The sequence below is a fragment of the Clostridium sp. MF28 genome, assembly GCF_002969175.1.
Classification (GTDB): Bacteria; Bacillota; Clostridia; order Clostridiales; family Clostridiaceae; genus Clostridium; species Clostridium beijerinckii.
In genome coordinates this window covers 4,740,477-4,763,740 of the sequence record NZ_CP014331.1, presented here as the reverse complement: position 1 = coordinate 4,763,740, position 23,264 = coordinate 4,740,477, and the positions used below count along the sequence as shown (strand labels likewise).

21 protein-coding genes and 1 pseudogene are annotated in these 23,264 nt (G+C 30.5%); all 22 read right to left on the bottom strand.

Annotation, left to right across the window (positions count from 1 at the left end; translation table 11 throughout):
* Nucleotides 1–8 precede the first annotated feature (8 nt).
* Nucleotides 9–935, bottom strand: a complete 927-nt coding sequence (fmt, locus tag AXY43_RS20915) for a methionyl-tRNA formyltransferase (protein WP_039772290.1) — start codon at nt 933–935, stop codon at nt 9–11.
* A 22-nt stretch (nt 936–957) separates the two neighbouring features.
* Nucleotides 958–1,416: a peptide deformylase gene (gene def / locus AXY43_RS20910; RefSeq protein WP_011968485.1), complete on the bottom strand. Its 459-nt coding sequence runs from the start codon at nt 1,414–1,416 to the stop codon at nt 958–960.
* A gap of 12 nt (nt 1,417–1,428) precedes the next feature.
* Nucleotides 1,429–3,627, bottom strand: coding sequence for a primosomal protein N' (gene priA, locus AXY43_RS20905; protein WP_039772292.1), 2,199 nt, complete (start codon nt 3,625–3,627; stop codon nt 1,429–1,431).
* Between the two features lie 180 nt (nt 3,628–3,807).
* Nucleotides 3,808–4,992, bottom strand: coding sequence for a bifunctional phosphopantothenoylcysteine decarboxylase/phosphopantothenate--cysteine ligase CoaBC (gene coaBC / locus AXY43_RS20900; RefSeq protein ID WP_077840594.1), 1,185 nt, complete (start codon nt 4,990–4,992; stop codon nt 3,808–3,810).
* 1 nt (nt 4,993) lies between these two features.
* The gene (gene rpoZ, locus AXY43_RS20895) at nt 4,994–5,212 is read right to left on the bottom strand and encodes a DNA-directed RNA polymerase subunit omega (protein WP_011968482.1); all 219 of its coding nucleotides are present in this window, start codon (nt 5,210–5,212) and stop codon (nt 4,994–4,996) included.
* Nucleotides 5,193–5,831, bottom strand: coding sequence for a guanylate kinase (gene gmk, locus AXY43_RS20890; protein WP_017210773.1), 639 nt, complete (start codon nt 5,829–5,831; stop codon nt 5,193–5,195). The genes rpoZ and gmk overlap by 20 nt, the downstream gene beginning before the upstream one ends.
* A complete protein-coding gene (gene remA / locus AXY43_RS20885) occupies nt 5,831–6,103 on the bottom strand; it encodes an extracellular matrix/biofilm regulator RemA (RefSeq protein ID WP_011968480.1) in 273 nt (90 codons plus the stop codon). Before remA ends, gmk begins: the two co-directional genes overlap by 1 nt.
* 14 nt (nt 6,104–6,117) lie before the next feature.
* Nucleotides 6,118–6,999: a YicC/YloC family endoribonuclease gene (locus AXY43_RS20880; protein ID WP_017210774.1), complete on the bottom strand. Its 882-nt coding sequence runs from the start codon at nt 6,997–6,999 to the stop codon at nt 6,118–6,120.
* 869 nt (nt 7,000–7,868) lie between these two features.
* The gene (locus AXY43_RS20875) at nt 7,869–8,294 is read right to left on the bottom strand and encodes a hypothetical protein (protein ID WP_039772297.1); all 426 of its coding nucleotides are present in this window, start codon (nt 8,292–8,294) and stop codon (nt 7,869–7,871) included.
* A 441-nt stretch (nt 8,295–8,735) separates the two neighbouring features.
* Complete coding sequence (spoIVA, locus tag AXY43_RS20870; protein WP_011968476.1) at nt 8,736–10,214, bottom strand: stage IV sporulation protein A; 1,479 nt, start codon at nt 10,212–10,214, stop codon at nt 8,736–8,738.
* A 361-nt stretch (nt 10,215–10,575) separates the two neighbouring features.
* Nucleotides 10,576–11,568 carry an NAD(P)H-dependent glycerol-3-phosphate dehydrogenase gene (locus AXY43_RS20865; protein ID WP_105412105.1) on the bottom strand — a complete coding sequence of 331 codons (993 nt, stop codon included), beginning with the start codon at nt 11,566–11,568 and terminating at the stop codon, nt 10,576–10,578.
* Nucleotides 11,569–11,570: 2 nt separating this feature from the next.
* Nucleotides 11,571–12,887 (bottom strand): ribosome biogenesis GTPase Der, encoded by a 1,317-nt coding sequence (gene der / locus AXY43_RS20860; protein ID WP_039772301.1) that lies wholly within the window; start codon nt 12,885–12,887, stop codon nt 11,571–11,573.
* A 58-nt stretch (nt 12,888–12,945) separates the two neighbouring features.
* A pseudogene (locus tag AXY43_RS20855) lies at nt 12,946–14,279 on the bottom strand (DUF512 domain-containing protein).
* A 379-nt stretch (nt 14,280–14,658) separates the two neighbouring features.
* Nucleotides 14,659–15,321, bottom strand: coding sequence for a phosphate signaling complex protein PhoU (phoU, locus tag AXY43_RS20850; RefSeq protein ID WP_039772305.1), 663 nt, complete (start codon nt 15,319–15,321; stop codon nt 14,659–14,661).
* A 260-nt stretch (nt 15,322–15,581) separates the two neighbouring features.
* Nucleotides 15,582–16,244: a phosphate signaling complex protein PhoU gene (gene phoU, locus AXY43_RS20845; protein WP_011968471.1), complete on the bottom strand. Its 663-nt coding sequence runs from the start codon at nt 16,242–16,244 to the stop codon at nt 15,582–15,584.
* Between the two features lie 18 nt (nt 16,245–16,262).
* Nucleotides 16,263–17,012 carry a phosphate ABC transporter ATP-binding protein PstB gene (pstB, locus tag AXY43_RS20840; RefSeq protein WP_011968470.1) on the bottom strand — a complete coding sequence of 250 codons (750 nt, stop codon included), beginning with the start codon at nt 17,010–17,012 and terminating at the stop codon, nt 16,263–16,265.
* A 9-nt stretch (nt 17,013–17,021) separates the two neighbouring features.
* Nucleotides 17,022–17,906, bottom strand: a complete 885-nt coding sequence (pstA, locus tag AXY43_RS20835; protein ID WP_011968469.1) for a phosphate ABC transporter permease PstA — start codon at nt 17,904–17,906, stop codon at nt 17,022–17,024.
* Nucleotides 17,906–18,799, bottom strand: coding sequence for a phosphate ABC transporter permease subunit PstC (pstC, locus tag AXY43_RS20830; protein WP_105412104.1), 894 nt, complete (start codon nt 18,797–18,799; stop codon nt 17,906–17,908). Before pstC ends, pstA begins: the two co-directional genes overlap by 1 nt.
* Before the next feature lie 23 nt (nt 18,800–18,822).
* Nucleotides 18,823–19,731 (bottom strand): phosphate ABC transporter substrate-binding protein, encoded by a 909-nt coding sequence (locus tag AXY43_RS20825; protein ID WP_077868359.1) that lies wholly within the window; start codon nt 19,729–19,731, stop codon nt 18,823–18,825.
* A gap of 202 nt (nt 19,732–19,933) precedes the next feature.
* Nucleotides 19,934–21,640, bottom strand: a complete 1,707-nt coding sequence (locus AXY43_RS20820; RefSeq protein ID WP_105412103.1) for a sensor histidine kinase — start codon at nt 21,638–21,640, stop codon at nt 19,934–19,936.
* Between the two features lie 2 nt (nt 21,641–21,642).
* Complete coding sequence (locus AXY43_RS20815; RefSeq protein ID WP_011968465.1) at nt 21,643–22,344, bottom strand: winged helix-turn-helix domain-containing protein; 702 nt, start codon at nt 22,342–22,344, stop codon at nt 21,643–21,645.
* Nucleotides 22,345–22,359: 15 nt separating this feature from the next.
* Complete coding sequence (gene pgeF, locus AXY43_RS20810; protein WP_105412102.1) at nt 22,360–23,100, bottom strand: peptidoglycan editing factor PgeF; 741 nt, start codon at nt 23,098–23,100, stop codon at nt 22,360–22,362.
* Nucleotides 23,101–23,264 lie beyond the last annotated feature (164 nt).

Here is a 23,264-nt window from a genome sequence, read left to right as displayed (position 1 = left end):
CAACTCCATTATTGTAAGATTATATTTTCCTCTATTTCATGTCCATTAATATATTGATCTATTGTCAAAGGCTTACCATTAGGAAACTGTACTCTTTTTATTAATAGAACATCTTCCTTGCATGAAACTTTCACTCCATTTTTGCTTACATCTATAATAGTACCAGGTTCTTTATTGCTTTTTTCTTTTAGAACTTCTGTTTCATATATCTTCATTCTTTCGTTCTTATAATCAGTATAGGCAATTGGCCATGGATTTAGTCCTCTAACTAAGTTATGAATCTCTTCAGCACTTTTATTCCAATCTATATTAGCGATATTCTTATCAAGCATCTTGGCATAAAAAGTCTCATTCCCTTGCTTTTCTGGGACTATATCGCCTTTTGAAATTCCCTCTATACTTTTTACAAGTAAATCTGCTCCTCTAACCATTAATATATCATGTAATTCACCAGTTGTCATATTATTAGTAATTTCAACTTCATCCTTAAGAATCATATCTCCTGTATCTAAACCAACATCCATAAGCATTGTGGTATTTCCAGAACTCTTCTCTCCATTTATTATTGCCCAATTTAGTGGTGCAGCACCTCTATACATCGGAAGCAAAGATGCATGAAGATTTATACATCCATATTTCGGTATATCTAATACTTCCTTAGTTAAAATCTGCCCAAATGCCACTACTATAATAAAATCTGGTTTTAGCTCTTTTAATTTCTCTATCAAATCTCTATCGTCTTTTAACTTTATTGGTTGGTATATTGGGATTTCATGTTTTAATCCTTCTTCTTTAACTGCAGAGTATGCCATTTTCTTTCCTCTACCCTTTGGTTTGTCTGGTTGAGTCAAAATAGCAGTAACATTGTACTCTTTAATCATTCTTTGCAAAGAAGGAACTGCAAAATCAGGAGTACCCATAAATACTATATTCATTATATTATCCTCCTATCAGTATTTATTTTTTTGAAGCTCCCCTACCTTTAACTCTATCTATAAATAGAGTTCCATTTAAATGATCATATTCGTGCAAAATAGCTCTCGCAAGTAATTCTTCAGCTTCTATTTCGAATTCTTCTCCCTTTTCATTTAAAGCTCTAGCTCTAACGTAATTAGGTCTCATAACTTCTTCTGTTTCCCCTGGTAAGCTAAGGCATCCTTCTTCGTCTATTTGAGACCCACTTGTTTCTATTATTTCTGGATTAATAAATACTAGTGGCCCATCTCCAATATCTACAACAAATAGTCTCTTTAATATCCCAACTTGAGGAGCTGCAAGACCAACACCATCAGCATCATACATTGTTTCTTTCATATCTTCAATTAATGTCAATAATCTATCATCTATTTTATCAACTTCTCTGCATTTCTTTCTTAATACGTCATCACCATATTTTCTTATATTTCTTAATGCCATTTTGTATTCCCCCTATGTCATATTGTTAGGATTAATATCTATACTAACCCTTATTTCATTATATACACTCTTATTTAATAGATAAAGTGTATCTTTAACTTTTTCACTAAACTCATCATCAAAATTTCCTTTTATTATTATCTGCCATCTGTAATTTTCTTTTAATTTAGAAATTATACAAGGAACCGGTCCGAGAATAGTAAGATCATCTACTACTAATTTTTTCAAATCAGCTTCTAAAGTATACATAAATTTTGTTAATTTTTCTTCAAATTTTGAAGATCCAACAATTAATAATATTTTACCAAAAGGAGGATTTTCCATCAACCTTCTAATCTTTATTTCTTCTTTAAATAGAGATTCATAATCCTCTTCTTGAGCACACTTTAAACTATAATGGTTTGGAGTATAGCTTTGAACTATTACCTTGCCTTCATCTTCACCTCTTCCAGATCTGCCTGCAACCTGCGTTATTATTTGATATGTTCTTTCAGATGCTCTGTAATCAGGCAAATTTAAAGACATGTCTGCCGCTAAAACTCCAACCAGTGTAACATTTTTAAAATCTAATCCTTTTGACACCATTTGTGTTCCAATTAAGATGTCTGCTTCTCCATTTTTAAAACAATTATAAATTGATTCATGAGAATTTTTATGTCGTGTAGTATCAACATCCATTCTTAATACTCTTGATTTCGGGAAATATTTTTTCACTTCTAATTCAACGCGTTCTGTTCCTGCTCCAAAAAATTTCACATATTTACTATTACATTTTGGACATACAGTTTTTGATTTCTCTGCCCTTCCGCAGTAATGACATATCAAATATCCATTTTTATGGTACGTCATAGAAACATCGCATTCTGGACATTTAAATACATATCCACAACTTCTACACGAAATAAATGTTGAATACCCTCTTCTGTTTAGAAACAAAATTACCTGCTTCTTATCTTTTAAAGTTGCCTCTATTTCAGCCAAAAGTTTCCTACTGAACAATGATAAATTCTTACTCTTCAATTCTTCCCTCATATCTACTATTTCCATATGCGGCATTTCTTTCCCATTAGTTCTTTTATGCATTTCTATTAGTTTATATTCACCACGAATAGCTTTGTAGTAACTTTCAATGCTAGGAGTTGCTGACCCCATAACTAATTTACAGTCCTTAATTTCACATATGAACTCACTTACTTCTCTAGTATGATATTTAGGATTATGTTCTGATTTATATGTATTTTCATGTTCTTCATCAATTATAATAAGTCCAAGATTCTGAAGCGGCAAAAACAAGGCACTTCGTGCTCCTATAACTAATTTAGCTTTCCCTTCTTTTACTCTATACCACTCATCAAATCTTTCACCATCACTTAACCTGCTATGAAAAAGCGCAACATTTTCTCCAAATCGTCCCTTAAATCGTTCAATCATCTGAGGGGTTAATGAAATTTCCGGAACTAAAACAATTGTACTTTTATTTTGCCTTAACATTTCTTCAACTAGTCTTATATATACTTCTGTCTTCCCCGATCCCGTAACACCTTTTATTAGATATTTTTGATCAGGACTGTTTAAAATCGTATTAAGACAGTTTTCCTGTTCTCTTGTAAGTTTCTTATTACTATCAGTATCATATATTCGAGTATTGTATCTAAATACTGTTTGTTCTTCTGTTTTTAGTATACCTTTTTCTATTAACTTATTTAATAAATATAAAGAAAAGCATCCATTACTAACAATTTCTGTTTTTGTATAAATCCCATTGTTGCTAGCTACGAAATCATATAATTTTTTATAATTTTCTTTATCAAGCTGATCTTCATGTATTTCTTCATTTACTAAAACTACTTTTTTCTTTTTTTCCCTTAACCCCTTCATAATTCCAACGGGAATCATAAGTCGGATTGCATCAATAAATTTACATAAATACTTTCTTCTTAAAAATTTAATTACTTCCATATCATAGTTTGTTAATATAGCATGATCATCGCATATATTTAAAATCTCTTTCACTCTATAATTGAAATTAATTAAATCATCTTCCTGCAATATTGAAAATACAAAGCCTTCTATTGGTCTGCTTTTAGGCCCAAAAGGCACTTTAACTCTAAATCCTATTCCTATTTTATCCTGAAGTTCGCTAGGTACTTTGTATGTAAATGGCTTATCAATCTCCAAAGCATCACTATTTATAATTATTTCAGCATACATGATATTTATACCTACCACCTCACATCTAATCTTATATTAACAATATTCAATATTAGATAATTAACATTCTGATTATTACATAAAAACTAATAATCAGAACTATTTCATACTTATACATCTACCTTCATTTGCGTATCATATGTATAAGTATTTCCAATATTAATAAAAGAAGCGCAAATTCTAGCGCTTCTCAAGTATAATATCAAATAAGTTAGTTGCAATTTTTTCTTTGCTCATCTTATCTAAGTAAATTTCCTTACCTTCTTTAGACAAGATTATTACTTTATTATCTTCTGAGGCAAACCCAGTATCACTTGCTGTTATATCGTTTGCTACAATATAATCTAAATTTTTTCTTTGTAGTTTTGACATAGCATTATCTTTTAACTCTTGGCTTTCAGCCGCAAATCCTACTAGAATTTGATTTTTCTTTTTGCTTCCAAGCTCCATTAGAATATCATTATCTCTAATAAATTCTATGCAGAGCTCTCCATCACCTTTTTTTATTTTTTGTGTGCTATAATTTTTAGGCTTATAATCTGCAACTGCAGCTGACTTTATTACTATATCTGCTTCATCAAATATGTTCATAACTTCATTTTTCATTTCTTCATTTGTAGAAACCTCTACAACATTAATATCTTTTGGAGCTATTATTGATGTTGGTCCAGATATTAATGTTACATTGGCTCCTCTATTTCTTGCTTCCTTTGCTATAGCATAACCCATTTTCCCAGTTGATCTATTTGTAATAAACCTCACAGGATCTACAGGTGCTATAGTTGGACCTGCTGTTACTACAACATTTTTATTTAGCAAATCTTTATTTTCATTTAATTCCATTAAAACTTTGTCAACAATAATTTCAGGACTTTCTAGTTTACCTTTACCGCTTGTTCCACAAGCAAGTCTTCCTTCAGCTGGGTCTATAAATTCATATCCAAGTGACTTTAATTTCTTAATATTTTCTTGGACTATAGGATTCTCATACATATTGGTATTCATTGCAGGTGCAAAAATTACTTTTGCTTTAGTTGCCATTATTGTAGTCGAAAGCATATCATCTGCTATTCCATTTGCAACTTTACCTATTATATTAGCTGTAGCAGGTGCTACTAAGAACACATCTGCTTTTTCTGCTAAACTTATATGTTGAATCTCCCAAGCTTTTGGTTCTGCAAACATATCGCATGTAACCATATTCTGACTTAAAGATTGAAATGATAATGGGGTCACAAATTTAGTAGCTGATTCTGTCATAATTACATTAACATTAATATCTTTTTTAACAAGTAAACTTACTATTTCTAATGCCTTATATACTGCAATTCCACCACTTACACCCAACACTAAATTCTTTTTCATCTTATTTAAGACCTTCTTCTAAAATTTCAAATTCAACTGCATCTTGATCTACTTCATTTATTGCAATTGTTAAAGGTTTATTTGATTTTATTGAAATCTGAGGTTCTGCACCTTCTATTATTTGTCTAGCCCTTTTTGATGTTAAAATTACTAAAGAATATCTGTCATGTATCTTTTCTAATAAGTCTACTACTGATGGACTAATCATAGAGTTGTTCATGAATAATTCCCTCCTTTGAATCTAATATACTATCTTTTATTCTATCTACTCTGCATTTTTCAGCAGATATTATAGCTTCTAATTTTTCTACAGCTATCTCTACTTTATCATTTACTACTGCATAATTATATTTTGAAATAAAATTAATTTCCTTATAAGCTGATTTAAATCTCTTCATTAGAGATTCGTTGGTTTCACTGCCCCTGTTAATGATTCTTTGTTTTAACTCTTCCATAGATGGTGGAAGGATGAATACAAAAACTCCTTCTCTTGTGTTTTCTTTAACTTTTAATGCACCTTGTATATCTATTTCTAGAATAACATCTTTCCCACTTTGTAACATTTCTTCAACGTTAGATTTAGGTGTACCATAGTAATTATCATACACTTCTGCATATTCTAAGAAATCATTGCTTTCTATCTTCTCTACAAACTGCTCTTTGGACATAAAAAAGTAATTAATACCTTCTACTTCTCCAACTCTTGGAGATCTTGTAGTTGCTGATACAGACAACATTACATCCTTATTTTTCTCCATAAATCTTTTACATATAGTACCTTTTCCAGCACCAGATGGTCCTGATATAACTATTAATAGACCTCTCCCTTTAGTAATCATTATTCATCATCCTCATCAACTGCCATATCATCTTTTGTAGATAATCTATGAGCTACTGTTTCAGGTTGAACTGCTGATAAAATAACATGATCGCTATCTGTTATTATTACAGCTCTAGTTCTTCTTCCATAAGTAGCATCTATTAGCATACCTCTATCTCTTGCTTCTTGAATAATTCTTTTAATAGGTGCTGATTCAGGACTCACAATTGCAACTAATCTATTAGCAGAGACTATATTCCCAAAGCCTATGTTTATTAACTTTATTCCCATTTTTTACCTCCTAATTATTCAATGTTTTGAACTTGTTCTCTTATTTTTTCAATGGTATTTTTTATCTCTATTACTTTGTTAGTCATATTTATTTCTGTTGATTTAGATGCTATAGTATTAGCTTCTCTATTCATTTCTTGAATTATGAAATCTAATTTTCTTCCAATAGGTTCATCTAAATCTAACGTACTTTTCATTTGGCTTAAATGACTTCTGAGTCTTGTTATTTCTTCATCTACTGCTGCCTTATCTGAAAGAATAGCCACTTCTAATGCTATCCTGCTTTCATCTATATCAACACCAGATAATAATTCTTCCAATCTTTCTTCAAGTTTCTTCTTGTAATTCTTTGGAATGCTGTCAGCTACCTTTTCTATTTCTTCAACATAATTCTCTATAATCTCAATTTTTGATAAAATATCAACTTTTAATTTTTCGCCCTCTTTGCATCTCATATCATTCATTAAATCTAGAGCCGATTCAATCAGAGGCGATATCTCACTAAAAATATCATCTAAATCATCATCCAACTCTTCCAATGTAATAACATCAGGAAATTTAGCTATTTTAGTTGTAGATATATCATCAATAACATTCAATTCACTTTGGATTTGTTTTAAACATTTATAATACTCTTCAGCTAACTTCATATTTAGATTTGCTTTTCCAATGTTATTTCCATAGGCTTTATAATTAATAAAAACATCAACTTTACCTCTATTTAATCTTTTACTAATTATCTTTCTTATCTTCTCTTCTAAAGCCAACATCGTTCTAGGCATTCTTATGTTTATATCTAAATATCTATGATTTACGCTCTTCATCTCTATAGAGAAACTTGACTTTCTTCCATCTTCGCTTTGAGCCCTTCCAAAGCTAGTCATACTTTTTATCAACTGTACACCTCCTTTTAACTTTTAAACAATTTGGAGTTTGCTTTATTAAGTATAATCATAATAAATTTCTATGTCAACATTCTGTTCACAAATTGTTAACATTTATATTTGCAAATTTGATAAATCTTCAAATTCATATATTTACTAGAAATTAGTGACAAGTTAAAGGTGAAATTTTCTTCGTAACTGGAACAAAATGATATTTCTTATTTCTCAGATCTATATGTATAATTTCAGATCTTAGATGGTTTATCTATAGATAAACAATTTAAGAATTAGACTTATTAGATGAACATATTTACAAAGTTACTAAAACTTTAAGCTCATATCTTCACTAGAAATCATAAATATATTTGTAACCACAAGGGTCATAATATGGAGAAAACATTTGAAAATGAGCTGTTAAAGGTTCTTAAGCAGAGAATACAAATCTTTGATTTGGTGAGAATCGCTTACTCAGTGAACGAATGTGAGTCGAGTTTCCGCTATTGGTTGTTCCATTTTAGCTTGTGAAGTGAGAGTCCAAAATTTTATTTTGGGTTCTCGAACTTCCTCAGCGAATGTAATGAGTCGAGCTTCCCTCGGAAAGTTGGAGCATGCTAAAGTGGATACAACCTGCTGCCTAGAAACTGAAACAAAAGTATATTATTCATTTCGGTGAACTATACCCATAAGTATAGATTATAGTTGTTTTATCTATTTAAATAGCAAAAGATTACTTAACAACTATTTATTAAACCATTGTTAAGTAATCTCTCTAATATAATTTATTTTTTGGCAGGTCGGCGTATCCTGCATCTCTGATTACTAAGACTAGCGCGTGAGGAGCCTTTTCTCACCTCAAAAAACAAAATTTATTTCAAAATTAATTATAATATATTTTCTTTTAATTCACTATCTTCAACTTTTATTAATCTTCCCCTATATATTCTAGCATTCATTTTTGATAATGTTATTGGATACATAGTTGCGACATATATATATTGCTCTTCTAAATCAACTTCCAACCCTAAAAGTAAGATAATATTATCAACCTTCTTAACTAATTCAAGAGAGTCACCAACTGCTCTCTTATAATTCACACCAACATATTGTGGATCTTTAATCACTTTTTCTATAGTATCTATTATATTATCCTTGATTTTTTTTGTGAATTGCCTACCATGTCTTTTTTTTATATGGCTTACAACACCTGGAGAGGCATAAACTATTCTAGGTAAATCAAGCTCTAAGAGCTCACTTATAGAGATTTTAATTTTACCAACTTTCTTATAAGCTTTATACTCTCTTTTCATAATACCCCTCATTTATATCCTTTCTTTTATTATATCCCAGTAGTATGTATTTTTCCACCACTTAAATAAAAAATCATGGTAAAAAAAGTGTTGATTTTATTACTTTACAATACATAAGGCATATACGAGAAAAACGAACCCAAGATACCATGATTATTTTCATTAGGCATGGAAGCAGATTCCTCTTATATCTAGCCTATTTTGGTTCTCTGCCTCCGTGAGCTAGGAAGCCAAACCTATGGTTGAGGTGTGAATCACTTGCTCATAGATTGCAGTGAGGCAAGCCCCCCATGTACTTGAAAATAGGTTTGGCATATGCATTCGTTATTCTCTTGATTATGCCTAATATGTAGTATCACTAATATAACTAATTTACTTAACTACAATATAAAATCAACACTTTGTTAGGATTAAATTATAAAAATCTTTATATCAGATTTTTTAAAGTATTATACAGATTAATCCACCATTACCTTCATTAATAATTTTCTGCAAAGTTTTTTGAATCTTAACTTGAACATCTTCTGGCATTTTATATAGCTTATTTTGTAATCCTTCTTTTACTAACACTTCTAAAGATTTTCCAAACATATTACTTTGCCAAAGAAGGGCTGGATCTGTTTCAAATTGTTCTAGAAGGCCTTTTACTAGTTCTTCAGATTCTTTTTCTGATCCCATTATAGGGCTTATCTCAGTTTTGATGTCACACTTTATAAGATGTAAGCTTGGAGCACTTGCCTTTAATTTAACACCATATTTATTGCCTTGCTTAACTATTTCAGGTTCCTCAAACTTCATTTCTGAAAGTTGTGGTGCAACCAATCCATAACCACTCTCTCTTACATCTTCTAATGCATCTTTAACCTTATCATATTCACATTTTGCATGACTTAGGTCATTTATTATGCTTAGTAAGTCACTTTCTGAACCAACTTCTAAATTACATATCTCACTAAGAACCTTATAGAAAATTCCATCCTTAGGTTTCATAGATATTTTTGCTGTTCCACTACCTAAATCAACTTCATTTATGGTTGCTTTTCCCATAAAGTCTTCATTTTCAAAATCATTTAAGCAGTATTTTATGTCTCTTACCTTAGAGACATCTTGACTCATGTTCATAATTATGTTGAAAAAGTCTTTTTTTAGCCAATGGTTACATTCCAATTTTTCTAACCATTCAGGCATATCAATATTTATTTCTTTTACAGGGAATTCCTTAAGTACGTGTTTAAATAAATCTTCGATATCTTGTTCTTCCATATTATAAACATCCATAACTTGAACAGTTACATTATATTTATCTTCTAATTCTTTTTTCAATGCCTTAGTTTCTTGAGAATTAGGTTTATTAGTATTAAGAACTACAATAAACGGTTTATTTAGTGACTGTAATTCATATATTACTCTTTCTTCTGGTTCTACATAGTCATTTCTATCTATTCCAGTTATACTTCCATCAGTTGTAATTACTAATCCTATTGTTGAATGGTCTTTTATAACTTTTCTTGTCCCAATTTCTGCTGCATCCTCAAAAGGTATTTCGTAATCATACCATGGTGTATGAACCATTTTAGTTTCTTCACCATCTAGATATCCTAATGCTCCTTTTACAATATATCCTACGCAGTCAACCATCCTTACTTTAAATTTTATTTCATCCCCTAAATTTATTTCTACTGCTTCATTAGGTACAAATTTAGGTTCTGTTGTGTGAATATTTTTTCCTGAGCCACTCTGTGGTAACTCATCTTTTGCTCTTTCCTTTTTATAAGTATTATCAATTTTAGGTATTACCATAAGATCCATGAACTTTTTGATAAATGTAGATTTCCCTGTCCTAACTGGTCCTACGACTCCTACATATATGTCCCCTTGGGTTCTATCGGCTATATCTTTGTATATGTTAAAATTGTCCACATTTTTCCCTCCCATATTCTTTTTTCCAATATATATATATTCATGCTTTATTTAAAATATACAAATATAATAAATAAAAAATTTTAACACAATTCTAATCACTAAATATATGATTAAAATATTATTAAAATTCCTATCTTTAAAATTAAACATTAACATTAGGCATAATTGAAAAAGAATAAAAAAATAGTAGCCTAAGAACTTTTCACACAACCTATTGAGGAATTTAATTAGACTACAATTTACTAATATTTGAAAATACAAAACCAGCTATATAAAAAATCAATCTTTTTTATATAGCTGGTACAAATAACTTAAATATAAATCCCTAAAGTATACTCATATTACAATACTAAAAATATTAAAATAATTCACTCTTTTTGTCTCTGTTCATGAGTTCATCAATAATAAACTTAGCATTCTTTCCTTCAAATAATCCTTTATAGAGCCCATCTGTTATAGGCATTGATATACCTATTCTTTCCTTCAGTTGATAAAATGCTCTGCAAGCTTTTACTCCTTCAACAACCATTCCAACTTCTTTTAAAGCATCTTCAAGAGACATACCTTTACCTATAAGTAAACCAGCCCTTCTATTTCTAGAATGCATAGATGTACAAGTAACTATTAAATCTCCCATACCGGTTAATCCGTAAAAAGTTTCCGCTCTTCCACCAAGTGCTATCCCAACTCTAGAGATTTCCTTCATCCCCCTAGTTAAAAGTGCAGCTTTTGTATTGTCTCCATACCCAAGGCCATCTATAACTCCTGCAGCTAACGCAATTACATTCTTTACAGCGCCACCAACTTCTACCCCTATTATATCGTCATTAGTATAGACTCTAAAATATGGTGTCATAAATAAATCTTGAATATCAGTTGCAAATTTCATTTCTTTAGATGTACTAACTATTGTAGTTGGTATCTTCATTACAACTTCTTCCGCATGGCTTGGTCCTGATAAAACTACAACTGGATTATCTAATTCTTCCTCAATTACAACTGATAATCTTTTATCTGTATCTTCCTCAATACCTTTTGCAATAGATATTATTGGAATATCTCTAGGGATTTTCCCTTTAATAGCTATACACATACTTCTAATTACATGGGAAGGTACTGATAAAACTATATAATCAGCACCATCTATTGCTTCTTCAATACTATTAAATGCAGTTACTCCTTTAGGAATTGCAAAATCTTTCATATACTTTTCGTTTGTTCTCTTAATGTTTATTTCATTAACAACATTCTTATCTCTATCGTATATATTAACAACATTATTTTTTTCTGCAAGTAAAACAGCTAAGGCACTTCCAAAGCTTCCTCCTCCTAAAAAAGTAATTTTACTCATAACTATTCCTTTCTTTGTCTGTATTCAATTTGTATTCCAGTTCCTTTGAAATCAAAACTATCTCTTAATTGATTTTCCAAATACCTTTCATATGAGAAGTGTCTTGCACTTTCATCATTTATGAAGAACACAAATTTAGGCGGTTTAGTTGCAACTTGAGTTGCATAGTAGATTTTCATTCTCTTAATTCCAACGATAGGTGGTTCCTTCATTAGTACAGCTTTACTTATAACATCATTTAATATACCTGTTGAAATTCTCTTATTGTAATTATCATAGCAATATCTTGCTAACTTAAGCACTTTATTAGTTCTTTGTCCTGTTAGTGCAGAGATGAATAAGTATTCAGCATAACTTAAGAACTTTAAATTTGATTGAAGATCCTTTTTAAATTTATCTAAAGTTTTATCATCTTTTTCAACCAAATCCCACTTATTAACAATAACCATAATAGCCTTTCTCAATTCATGAGCATAACCTATTATTTTTTCATCTTGTTCTGTAATTCCTTCTGTTGCATCAATCATAAGTATACACACGTCCGCTCTTTCTATTGCAGCGTAAGTTCTTATAACACTATATCTCTCAATTTCTTCTTTTACCTTGCTCTTTCTTCTAAGACCAGCCGTATCAACTAAAATAAATTTACCTTCCTCTGTTTCTAAATGACTATCTATTGAATCTCTTGTAGTTCCTGGAATATCAGAAACTATTACTCTTTCTTCTCCAAGTAATTTATTAATTAAAGAAGACTTTCCTACATTAGGTTTACCAATCATAGCTATTCTGATATATTCATCCTCTTCTTCATCATAAATAGATTTATCAAAATGCTTAACTACCTCATCAAGCATATCACCAAGTCCTAATCCTTGCCCTGCTGATATTGCCATAGGATCGCCTATTCCTAAATTATAAAATTCATACGCATTATTTTCATCTTTTAAATTGTCAACTTTATTAACAACTAAAACTACTGGTTTTTTGCTCTTTCTAAGCATAGTAGCCACTTCATTATCTGCAGCAGTTAATCCTTCTTTACCATCAACTATAAATATTATTACGTCAGCTGTCTCAATTGCAATATTTGCTTGTCTTCTCATTTGTTTTATAATAATATCATTATTCTCTGGTTCAATACCACCTGTATCTATCATAGTAAAATTATATCTCAGCCATTCAGCCTCTGCATACACCCTATCCCTTGTAACCCCTGGTGTATCTTGAACTATTGAAATTCTTTTCCCTGCTAATTTATTAAATAACGTTGATTTTCCAACATTCGGTCTTCCAACTATAGCAACTATCGGTTTACCCATTAAAATTCCTCCTCTTTATATTTAGACATATTCAAAAATAACAAGCCAGCATGCTAGTCTATTTTTCTTCATATGCCTCATTAAGTTTTTCTATTAAATCTTCACCTGTGTAGTCAACTACTATTACCTTGACATCTAAAGCTGATTCAATATCTTTAATTTTAATATCATCCAGCATTATCTGCTCATTAGAATCAGATAATTCGTAGCCTTTTCTAAACATGTTATTAGACATTATTAAATACTTACTATTTATTATTCCCTTCATCTGATTTATTATATCAGTTCCAGTTAAAAGTCCTGCTATAGTAATAGTTTCTCCAAAATAATGATTCACTATTTTGTAGACATCAAGCTGTATCTTAGGATTTTTACATTTAATTTTATTGCTGGCTTCAAGCAATTCATTATACGCCAGCTCTCCTGTAACTATAGAAAAGCTTCCCTTCATATTTAAATCCAAGTCATCTAAAGTGCTATCTATGGCATCTCTAAAACACCTAACCATTCCTATACCATCTTCTATTTGATGATAATCATCATAAAATTCCTGATTTGGAATTTCTTTATCTGCGACTAAATAAAATTCATCAGATAATCTCACAAATGGCTTACCAGTTTCTTTAATATATGTATCTTGCAATTCTTTAATATTATTGATTTCCTCAATAGATTGTTCCTTTGTATACGTATTAACATGCTTAAGTCCTTGCCTAAACTTTGTGATACCTATGGGAACTACTGCTACATCTGAAACTTCTGGATAAAGTTTATATAAATCTTCAATTGTTCTTTTAATTCATTTCCATTATTTATTCCTGGAACACAAACTATTTGTGCATTCATTGTAATACCTGCATCCGCTAGCCTTTGCATTCTTTCAAGAACATTGCCTGCAAATCTGTTATTTAGCATTTCAACCCTTAGATCTGGATTAGTTGTATGTACAGAAATATTAATTGGACTTATATGATATTTTATTATCCTATCAATGTCCTCATCTTTCATATTTGTTAATGTCACGAAATTTCCTTGTAAAAATGACAATCTTGAATCATCATCTTTAAAGTATAATGTTTCTCTCATTCCCTTAGGCAGCTGATCAATAAAACAAAATATACATTTATTACTGCATGATTTTGCCTTATCCATGATGCCTCCACCAAATTCTATTCCTATGTCTTCACCATACTCTTTTTCAATTTCAATTTCCCATATTTCACCACTAGGTTTTTCTATCTCTAAAACAATCTCTTCATCTGCAGATAAAAATTTATAATCTATGATATCATTTATTTCCTTATTGTTTATAGATACTAAGATATCATTTTCTTCTATCCCGACTTCCTCTGCAATTCCATTAGAGGTTACTTTTGTTATAATATTTTTCATTTTTTCACCCCTTATTATAACATTCTTATCTTTGTTATATTACATTAAACCCTTAGTTAAGTCAACAATTCATATTGTTAAAACATATTTAAACAATTGAAAGAACAAAATCGCAGGCGACTGTGGAGCCGGAGATTTTTTTACGCATCTGCCTTTTCGAACGCATGTGAGAAAAATCTGCACATCAGAAATGGCAGCTATGCTGCATATAAGAACATTTTATGCAGGCGAATATATTTTCTTTTTTATTCTCTTTTAAAAGCCAGCCTTCTAAATCAGCCTTTCTTATAAGTTATCCACAGATTATCCAACAATATAATTTCCTAGAGAATAAAAAATGTTCTTAATAAAAAGAACATTTTCCTACATTTATATACTACTATTCATTTAGATCAACATAAGCTCCTGTTTTTGAAAAGATAGTCCATTCACATATATTAGTTACGTGATCTCCTATTCTTTCCAAATACTTTATTACAAATAGCAATTGAGTTCCTTCTTGAAGTAAGCTTTCATCTTTTTTTATTGCTTTAATAAAAGAAGCAAACAAGGATCTATATATAGTATCTATCTCATCATCTTTTTTGCAAATTCTATATGCCATTTCATCATCATCATTAACGTGAGAATCTATAGATGCCTTTATCATATATCTTGCTTTTCTTTCCATATCCCATAAATCCTCTGAAACCTTTTTAAGAGAATTAACATTTTTGCCAATTCTTTTAGTTATTTTGCAAATATCCACTGCATAATCTGCTATTCTTTCTAAATCTGTCACTATTTTAGAAACAGTGAATACTCTTCTCAAATCTGTTGCCAGAGGTTGCTCTGATGCAATAAATTTAATACACTGTTCTTCAATTATTTTTTGCAATTCATCAACTTTATCATCAGCCTTAATAATTTTTTCTACTGCTTCTACGTCACAATTCTTTAAACACAGCATACTTTCATATATTTGCTTTTCTACTAAGTCTGCCATAATTACTAGTTGTCTATTTATATTTTTTACTTTAGTATCTTGTGATCCTCTTGTCATTCTTCCATTGCCCCTTCATACTTAAATTTATCGTTTACACCTAATTACACCTTAGTTACATATAAAAAATAATCATTAACTAGATTCTTATTAAATTTCCGATTAACTACTATGAATCATTTTATTATATGATATATTTCATTTATGCTTTCAATTTATTTTTTTCATATTACATTAATATAATACCTAAGTCAAGAAATTCATAGCCAAATGATAAAAATGTCCTCAATAAATTAAGGACACTTTATAATACTTATACCTTATTCATTTAAATCAACATAGGAACCTGTTTTTGAAAAAATAGTCCATTCACATATATTGGTTACATGATCTCCTATTCTCTCTAGGTATTTTATTGCAAACAGTAATTGAGTTCCTTCCTGAAGCAGCTTTTCATCTACTTTTATTGAGTTAATCAAAGTGGAGAATAAAGATTTATAGAATGCATCTATTTCATCATCCTTTTCGCAAACCTTATATGCCATTTCCTCATCTTCGTTAATATATGAATCTACAGAAGCTCTTATCATAGCTCTAACTTTATCGTCCATCTCCCATAATTCTTCTGAACCTTTTTCAAATGAGCTTATCTTTTTCCCAATCCTCTTTGTTATCTTACATATATCTACTGCATAGTCTGCCATTCTCTCTAAATCCGTCACTATTTTAGATGCTGTAAATACTCTCCTCAAATCTGTTGCAAGCGGCTGTTCAGTTGCTATAAATTTGATACATTCCTCTTCTATCATTTTTTGCATATCATCAACAATATCATCATTCTTAATAACTTGCTCAGCCTTTTCTAGATCATATTTTTTTAAACTTAGCAAACTCTCATATATTTGCTTTTCAACTAGACTAGACATTTTTAGCAGCTCTCTATTTATATTCTTTACTCTTGTATCCTGCGATCCCCTTGTCATAATTATCATTGCCCCCTTTTAGCCAAATCTACCTGTAATATAATCTTCTGTTCTCTTATCTCTTGGATTATAAAATATGTCTTCTGTTTTTCCGAACTCTATAACTTCTCCATTTAAAAAGAATGCAGTTTTATCAGCTATTCTTCCTGCTTGCTGCATATTATGAGTTACAATGATAACTGTATATTTCTTCTTTAATTCATCCATAAGTTCTTCCATTTTTCCAGTTGATATTGGATCTAATGCAGATGTTGGTTCATCCATCAAAATTACTTCTGGAGAAACCGCTAGTGTTCTAGCAATACATAATCTTTGTTGCTGCCCACCTGACATTCCAAGCGCACTTGATTTTAGCCTATCTTTAGTCTCGTCCCAAAGCGCTGCTCCTCTTAAGCTTTTTTCTACTATTTCATCTAAGATCTTCTTATTTTTTGTGCCGTGTATTCTAGGTCCATACGCAATGTTATCATAAATTGACATTGGAAATGGATTTGGTCTTTGGAATACCATTCCGATTCTTTCCCTTAAATATATATCATCATAGTCCTTATATATATCCTTACCTTCAAAAAACACTTCCCCAGTTATTTTTACGATCTCAATCAAATCATTCATTCTATTTAAAGTTCTTAGGAAAGTTGATTTTCCGCAGCCTGAAGGTCCAATGAGTGCTGTAACTTCATTTTTATTTATGGACATGTTTATATCTTTAAGAGCCTGATTATCACCATAATATAAGCATAAATCTTTTGTTTCTATAATATTCATAACTATCTCCTACTTCCCACTATAAGCTTTCATCAATCTATTTCCAATTAACCTTGCACAAACATTGAATAAGAGAACTGCTATTATAAGCACAGCCGCTGTTCCGTTAGCTATTTGAGCAGCATCAACCACTGCGCCTTCTGAATTTAGCTTCCATATATGGACAGCTAAAGTTTCTGCTGGTCTAAAAAGTGAAAATGCTGAGCTGTTCCCAGCCATACTTATGGTATTGAAATTTAAATTTTTAGAACTTAATCCTGCAGTATATAAAAATGCTGCTGCCTCACCAAAAATTCTTCCTGCTGCTAGTATTATACCCGTTAATATCTCTCCCATAGCTGTCGGAACTGTAAGCTTCGCTAATGTTTGCCATCTAGTTGCTCCAAGCCCCAAAGATGCTTCCTTAACCCTTTTACTTGCTGTATTTATTGCATTTTCTGAAATTCTAGTCATTGAAGGTATATTTAATATACTCACAGATAAAGCACCTGCAAGTATTGAATATCCCCATCCCGCCATATTTACAAAAACCAATAATCCAAACATACCAATAACAATAGATGGAAGTGAAGACATTGTTTCAAGGGACATTCTTATAAATTTAAGAATAGGTCCTTCTTTAGCATACTCTGCCAAATAAATTCCCGCTCCAACACCAATAGGAATTGTTATAACCAAAGAAATAACAAGCATATAAAATGAATTAAATAATTGCGGTGCTATTCCTCCTCCTGCTCCTGTAAGCTTTGGATTACCAAAAAGGAATGACGGTTTTAACATACTTCCACCTTTATATAAAATATATAAAATAAATGCACCAAGTAAAACCACTATGAACATACTTATTATATAAAATATAACTGTCGCAATTTTATCTACTTTTTTTGCATTCATTATACCGTACTCCTTTTCTCAATTACTCTTACTATAACTATAAATATAAAAGAAATCACAAGTAAAATTAATGCTAATGTCCATAAGGCATCATTCCATGGCGTTCCGCCGACAGTATTAGCCATATCCATTGTTATTATACTTGTTAATGTTGCCATTGAGGAAGTGATACTATCAGGTATCTTTACAGTGTTACCAATTACCATTTGAACTGCTAACGCTTCTCCAAAAGCCCTTGCAATACCAAGTACTACACCTGTTAATATCCCTGATTTGGCGCCTGGAACTATTATTCTATAAATCGTCTGCCACCTTGTAGCTCCAAGGCCATATGACGCCTCAATATGATCTTGAGGTATTGTTTTTATAGCATCTATAGATAACGTTGCTATAGTTGGTAAAATCATTAGTGATAAAACTAAAATCCCTGCGATTAAAGAAAATCCCATTCCTCCAAAACTTCCTTTTATAAATGGTACTAACACAGAAATACCGACCCAACCATAAACAACAGAAGGTATTCCAACTAATACTTCTAATGAAGGTTTAATTATCTTTTTCCCAAATTTGCTTGATATGACATTCACAAATATCGCCAAAGCAATAGCAATAGGTGCACTTATAACTACTGCACCTATTGATACTAAGGTTGACCCTAAGATGAAAGCGAGAGCTCCAAAGGAAGGCTCTCCACCTTTGTTTGGCTTCCAATTATTTGTGAATAAAAATTCTGCGACACTATATCCATCTTTTGTGAATATTCTTATCCCTTTTGAAGCTATAAATACTATGATTGATATTGTTATCACTATTATTAATATTGCACATAGCCCTGCAAAGCCTTGGCCCAAATACTCATTTTTAAGCCTTTCTTTAAAACTTCTTTTTTCCATCTTTACTCATCCCTTAATTGAAATTATTTTACTTTCATTTCACTTCCTGAAACAAATCCTAAATTATCTAAAACTGATTTATCAACTTTATTTGTAACATAATCTATAAAACTCTTAGCTACTCCTGTTGCTTCGCCTTTAGTATACATATGTCCCCATGACCAGAACTTATATGATCCATCAGATATATTTGCTTTTTCAGCTGCAACTCCGTCAAGTTTTACTATTTTTATAGCATCCTTAGCTTCTTGTGTGTTCATATATGCAAGACCTAAATAACTAATTGCACCATCATTTTGTTTCATTGCACTTAAAACTGCTCCATTTGAATCTTGAGTTACTCCTAATGATTCGTTTTCTGCTGATTTATCTCCACCAAGAATTACCTTTTCGAATGTTGCTCTTGTTCCAGAACCTGCTGTTCTATGAACTAATAATATTGGCTTATCAGGTCCTCCAACTTCTTTCCAGTTAGTTACCTTTCCAGAGAATATATCTTTAATTTGAGCTGATGTTAAATTATCTATTCCAAGTGATTTGCTTACCGCAACACCAAAACCTTCTGCTACAACTTTATGATCAACCAACTGACTTGCTTTATCTTTATCTAATTTTTCTTCTGCAAAAATATCTGAATTTCCTACATCTACTGATCCATCTAGTACTTGAGTAAGACCTGTACCTGATCCACCTGCTTGAGCACTAATTTGTGCATCTGGATTTTCCTTATTATATGTTTCAATTGCTTGTTCCATTAGTGGAAGCAATGCAGATGAACCACTCATTGTTATTGATCCACTTACTTTATCACTTGATTCAGTCTTTGTACCTGTTTCTGATTTATTTGATGAGCTTCCACACCCAACCATTGCACTTCCTATAACTGTCACTAACAAAGCCCCTACGATTAACTTTAATGTTCTTTTTTTCATTATAAATTCCCTCCATCAATAAATTCGACATAAATTATGTTGGTTAAATTGTTTCTTATTACATATCTAATAATATACCCATTTAGTTAATCTATTATTAGAGAATTGTTAAGTTATATTAGAGTGGTGTTAAGAAAATTTAACATACCTTTTATAATAATTAAAAAATGCGCAAAGTTTTTACCACTTTGCGCATTATCTGTTATAAATATGGAATTTTTACTTCAAAACAAGTTCCTACTCCAAGCTCACTTTTAACATAAATCTCTCCGTTAAAAATTTTAACAATATGTTTTACAATTGCTAAACCAAGACCTGTTCCACCTTTTTTTCTTGATTTATCAACTCTATAAAATCGTTCGAAGATTCTTGATATATCTTCCTTAGGTATTCCTAATCCATTATCCTTTACTCTTAAGCAATAATATTTATCTTCATTATAACTTAACACTTCGACTTTTCCGGAAGTATCCTTAGAGTATTTTATTGCATTTTCTATTAAATTCAAAGCTAGTTGATGGAATTTATCTCTATCTCCAAAGATCTTCTCATTACTATTATCTTTAAATTCTAATTTAATATTTTTATTAATCGCAGTTTTTCTCATTATATTAATTACTTCTTCAATTACTGACCCTGGTTCGAACTCATGCATATCAACCGCTAAGTTGCTTTCAATATTAGATAACACTAATATATCATTTATAAGTCTTGATAATCGTTCAGCTTCTTTATCTATAATATCTAAAAATTTCTCTCTTGTTTCGTCATCCTTAACAAATTTTAAAGTTTCAGCAAATCCCTTTATAGATGTTAACGGAGTCTTCAATTCATGAGATACATTGGCAACAAACTGGCTTCTCATAAGTTCTACTCTATTTATATCAGTTATGTCTTGAAAAGTTATAACCTTTCCTACGCCTTCCATTCCATCTACCATAGCTGATTTCTTAATTTTGAAATCCCTTTCTATTGGATGACGTATTTTTATTTCTTTATCATTTACATCATCTTGTTCTAAAAATCTGATTATATCATAGTCCTTTATATGGTCTAATAAACATTCGCCTACAATATTTTTTTTAATGCCAAGTAACGATTCTGCACACGGATTAATTGAAATTACCATATTGCAATTATCAACAGCTATAACTCCGCTTTCCATACTTTTTAATATTGATTCTATTTTATTTTGATTATCTATAACTTCACGAATCTTTATTTGTAGCTGTTCCGCCATATTATTGAAGCTATTTCCCAAAGTCCCAAGCTCATCATTTGTATTGATATTGGCTCTTATTTTATAGTCCCCATGAGTCATTTTCAAAGTTACACTTTCTAACTCTTTAACTGGATCAATAATTTTTTTAACTAGTCTTAATGATAGAAATAAAGAAAATGGCATAACCACAAGTAATATTCCAAAACAATATTTAATATTTTCTTTAAGTATTATAGTAACAGAATTTATGCTTACAGAACTTCTAATTACAAAGTTATTGTTAAGCCTAGTAGCATAATATATTAAGTCTGACTTAATTGTCTCGCTGTATCTCTTTGAATACCCTTCACCAGTTTCCATTGCTTTCTTAACTTCTTCTCTATCCCTATGATTTTCACTACTCTTCTGCTCATTATCATATAAGACAACTCCATTATCATTTATAAGGGTAAATCTTACGTCTATACCATTTATTTTCGTATTATTTAATGCTTTTAACTCTTCATAATCATTTCTACTAATATCAGTAACATCATTAAGTTCAGAAACTAGCAAATTTATGTTTCTAAGTTGTTCTTTTGTATTTTTAATTTGTTCTAAATTTATTATTGTGATAAAAGAAGATGCTACAATTAATAGTGCAAATAGCACAGTTATAATAACTGAAGTTAATATTTTGTTTTTCATTTTTACTCAGCTGGGTTAAATCTATAACCTACTCCTCTTATAGTTTCAATAAATCTCGGATTTTTATCGTCTTCTTCTATCTTCTTTCTAAGATATCTTATATGAACATCTACAGTTCTTGTTTCTCCTATATACTCATAACCCCAAATCTTATCTAATAGAGTTTCCCTTTTGAGTATTCTTCCTTTATTCTTTATTAGTATTTGTAAAAGTTCAAATTCTTTTAAAGTTAAATCAACCTTTCTATCATTCACATATACCTCATGACGTTCAAAGTCTACTTTAAGATTTTCTGAATTATAAACATCATCTTCTGCCTCATTAAATGAGCTTGTTCTTCTTAAAACTGCCTTTACTCTTGCAAGTAATTCCCTGACCGAAAATGGTTTTGTTATATAATCGTCAGCTCCAAGTTCTAGCCCAAGTATCTTATCAAGTTCTTCGCCTTTAGCTGTTAACATTATTATTGATGTTTTTTTCATTTCAGAATCTCTCTTTATTTCTTTACAAACATCAAATCCATCCATACCTGGCAGCATTAAATCAAGCAATAACAAGCTCGGCTTCTCAGCCTTAGCTATTTTCACTGCATCAATACCATTATTAGCACTTAAAACCTCATACCCAGCATTAACTAAATTAAAATGTAATAATTCAACTATATGTTCTTCATCATCTACAATCAAAATTTTTTCATTAGCCATATTTCATCTTCCCCCTTAACGTGAAATAATAAAAGAAAACATTCTACCATAGGAACCCTGAGATTTTCTATATGAATGCAATTTAATATCACTACCACAATAAGTACACAAATCTAAACTATTTATATTGCACTCATTTATTCCAGATTTCCTTAGATCGTCTATTATGCACGCTTCAAGATTAAGATTATTTCCATTAAATAGCTCTTTTTCATTTATTGTATCTTTCTTTTCAATAAACTTCTGCTTTAAATCTTCTGAAACTTCATAACAACATTTTCTAATATGCGGTCCTATATAAGCCTTAATATTTCTTACATCAGATCCAAATTCATTTTTCATTTTATCTATTGTCTTCAATGTAATAGACTCGAAGGTACCTCTCCATCCACTGTGTATCGCAGCTGTAACCTCTTTTTCCTCATCTACCAATATAACCGGTACACAATCAGCAGTAAAAACCCCAATAATAACATTTTTTTCATTTGTTATTATTGCATCTCCCTCTTCATCTATAATATCTTTCCCATTACCTTCATATTTTAATATTCTATCACTATGAATTTGCTTTATATATATTATATTATCTGCATTAAATTCTTTTTTTAATGAATTTAATTCTCTAACTCCCTCTTCTGTATTTCTATTAAAACTTCTTCCTTTTTCTGCATTTGTGAATATAATTTCAAATTTTTTACCATTTATTATTGTAAAATCATCTTTAATTTCTAAGTCTTTCAACTCTAATGTATTCACTCTAATCCTCCAATAAATTAATACTTTTTTAATAATGTATATGAAAATAAAAGTCACAAAGCCACCATGAAATCTTCTTATATACAGCTAGATACTTTTTATAAGAATAAAATCCTTGTTCCATTTAATTCATTTTAATTCTTTACTTAATATTAACATTTTAT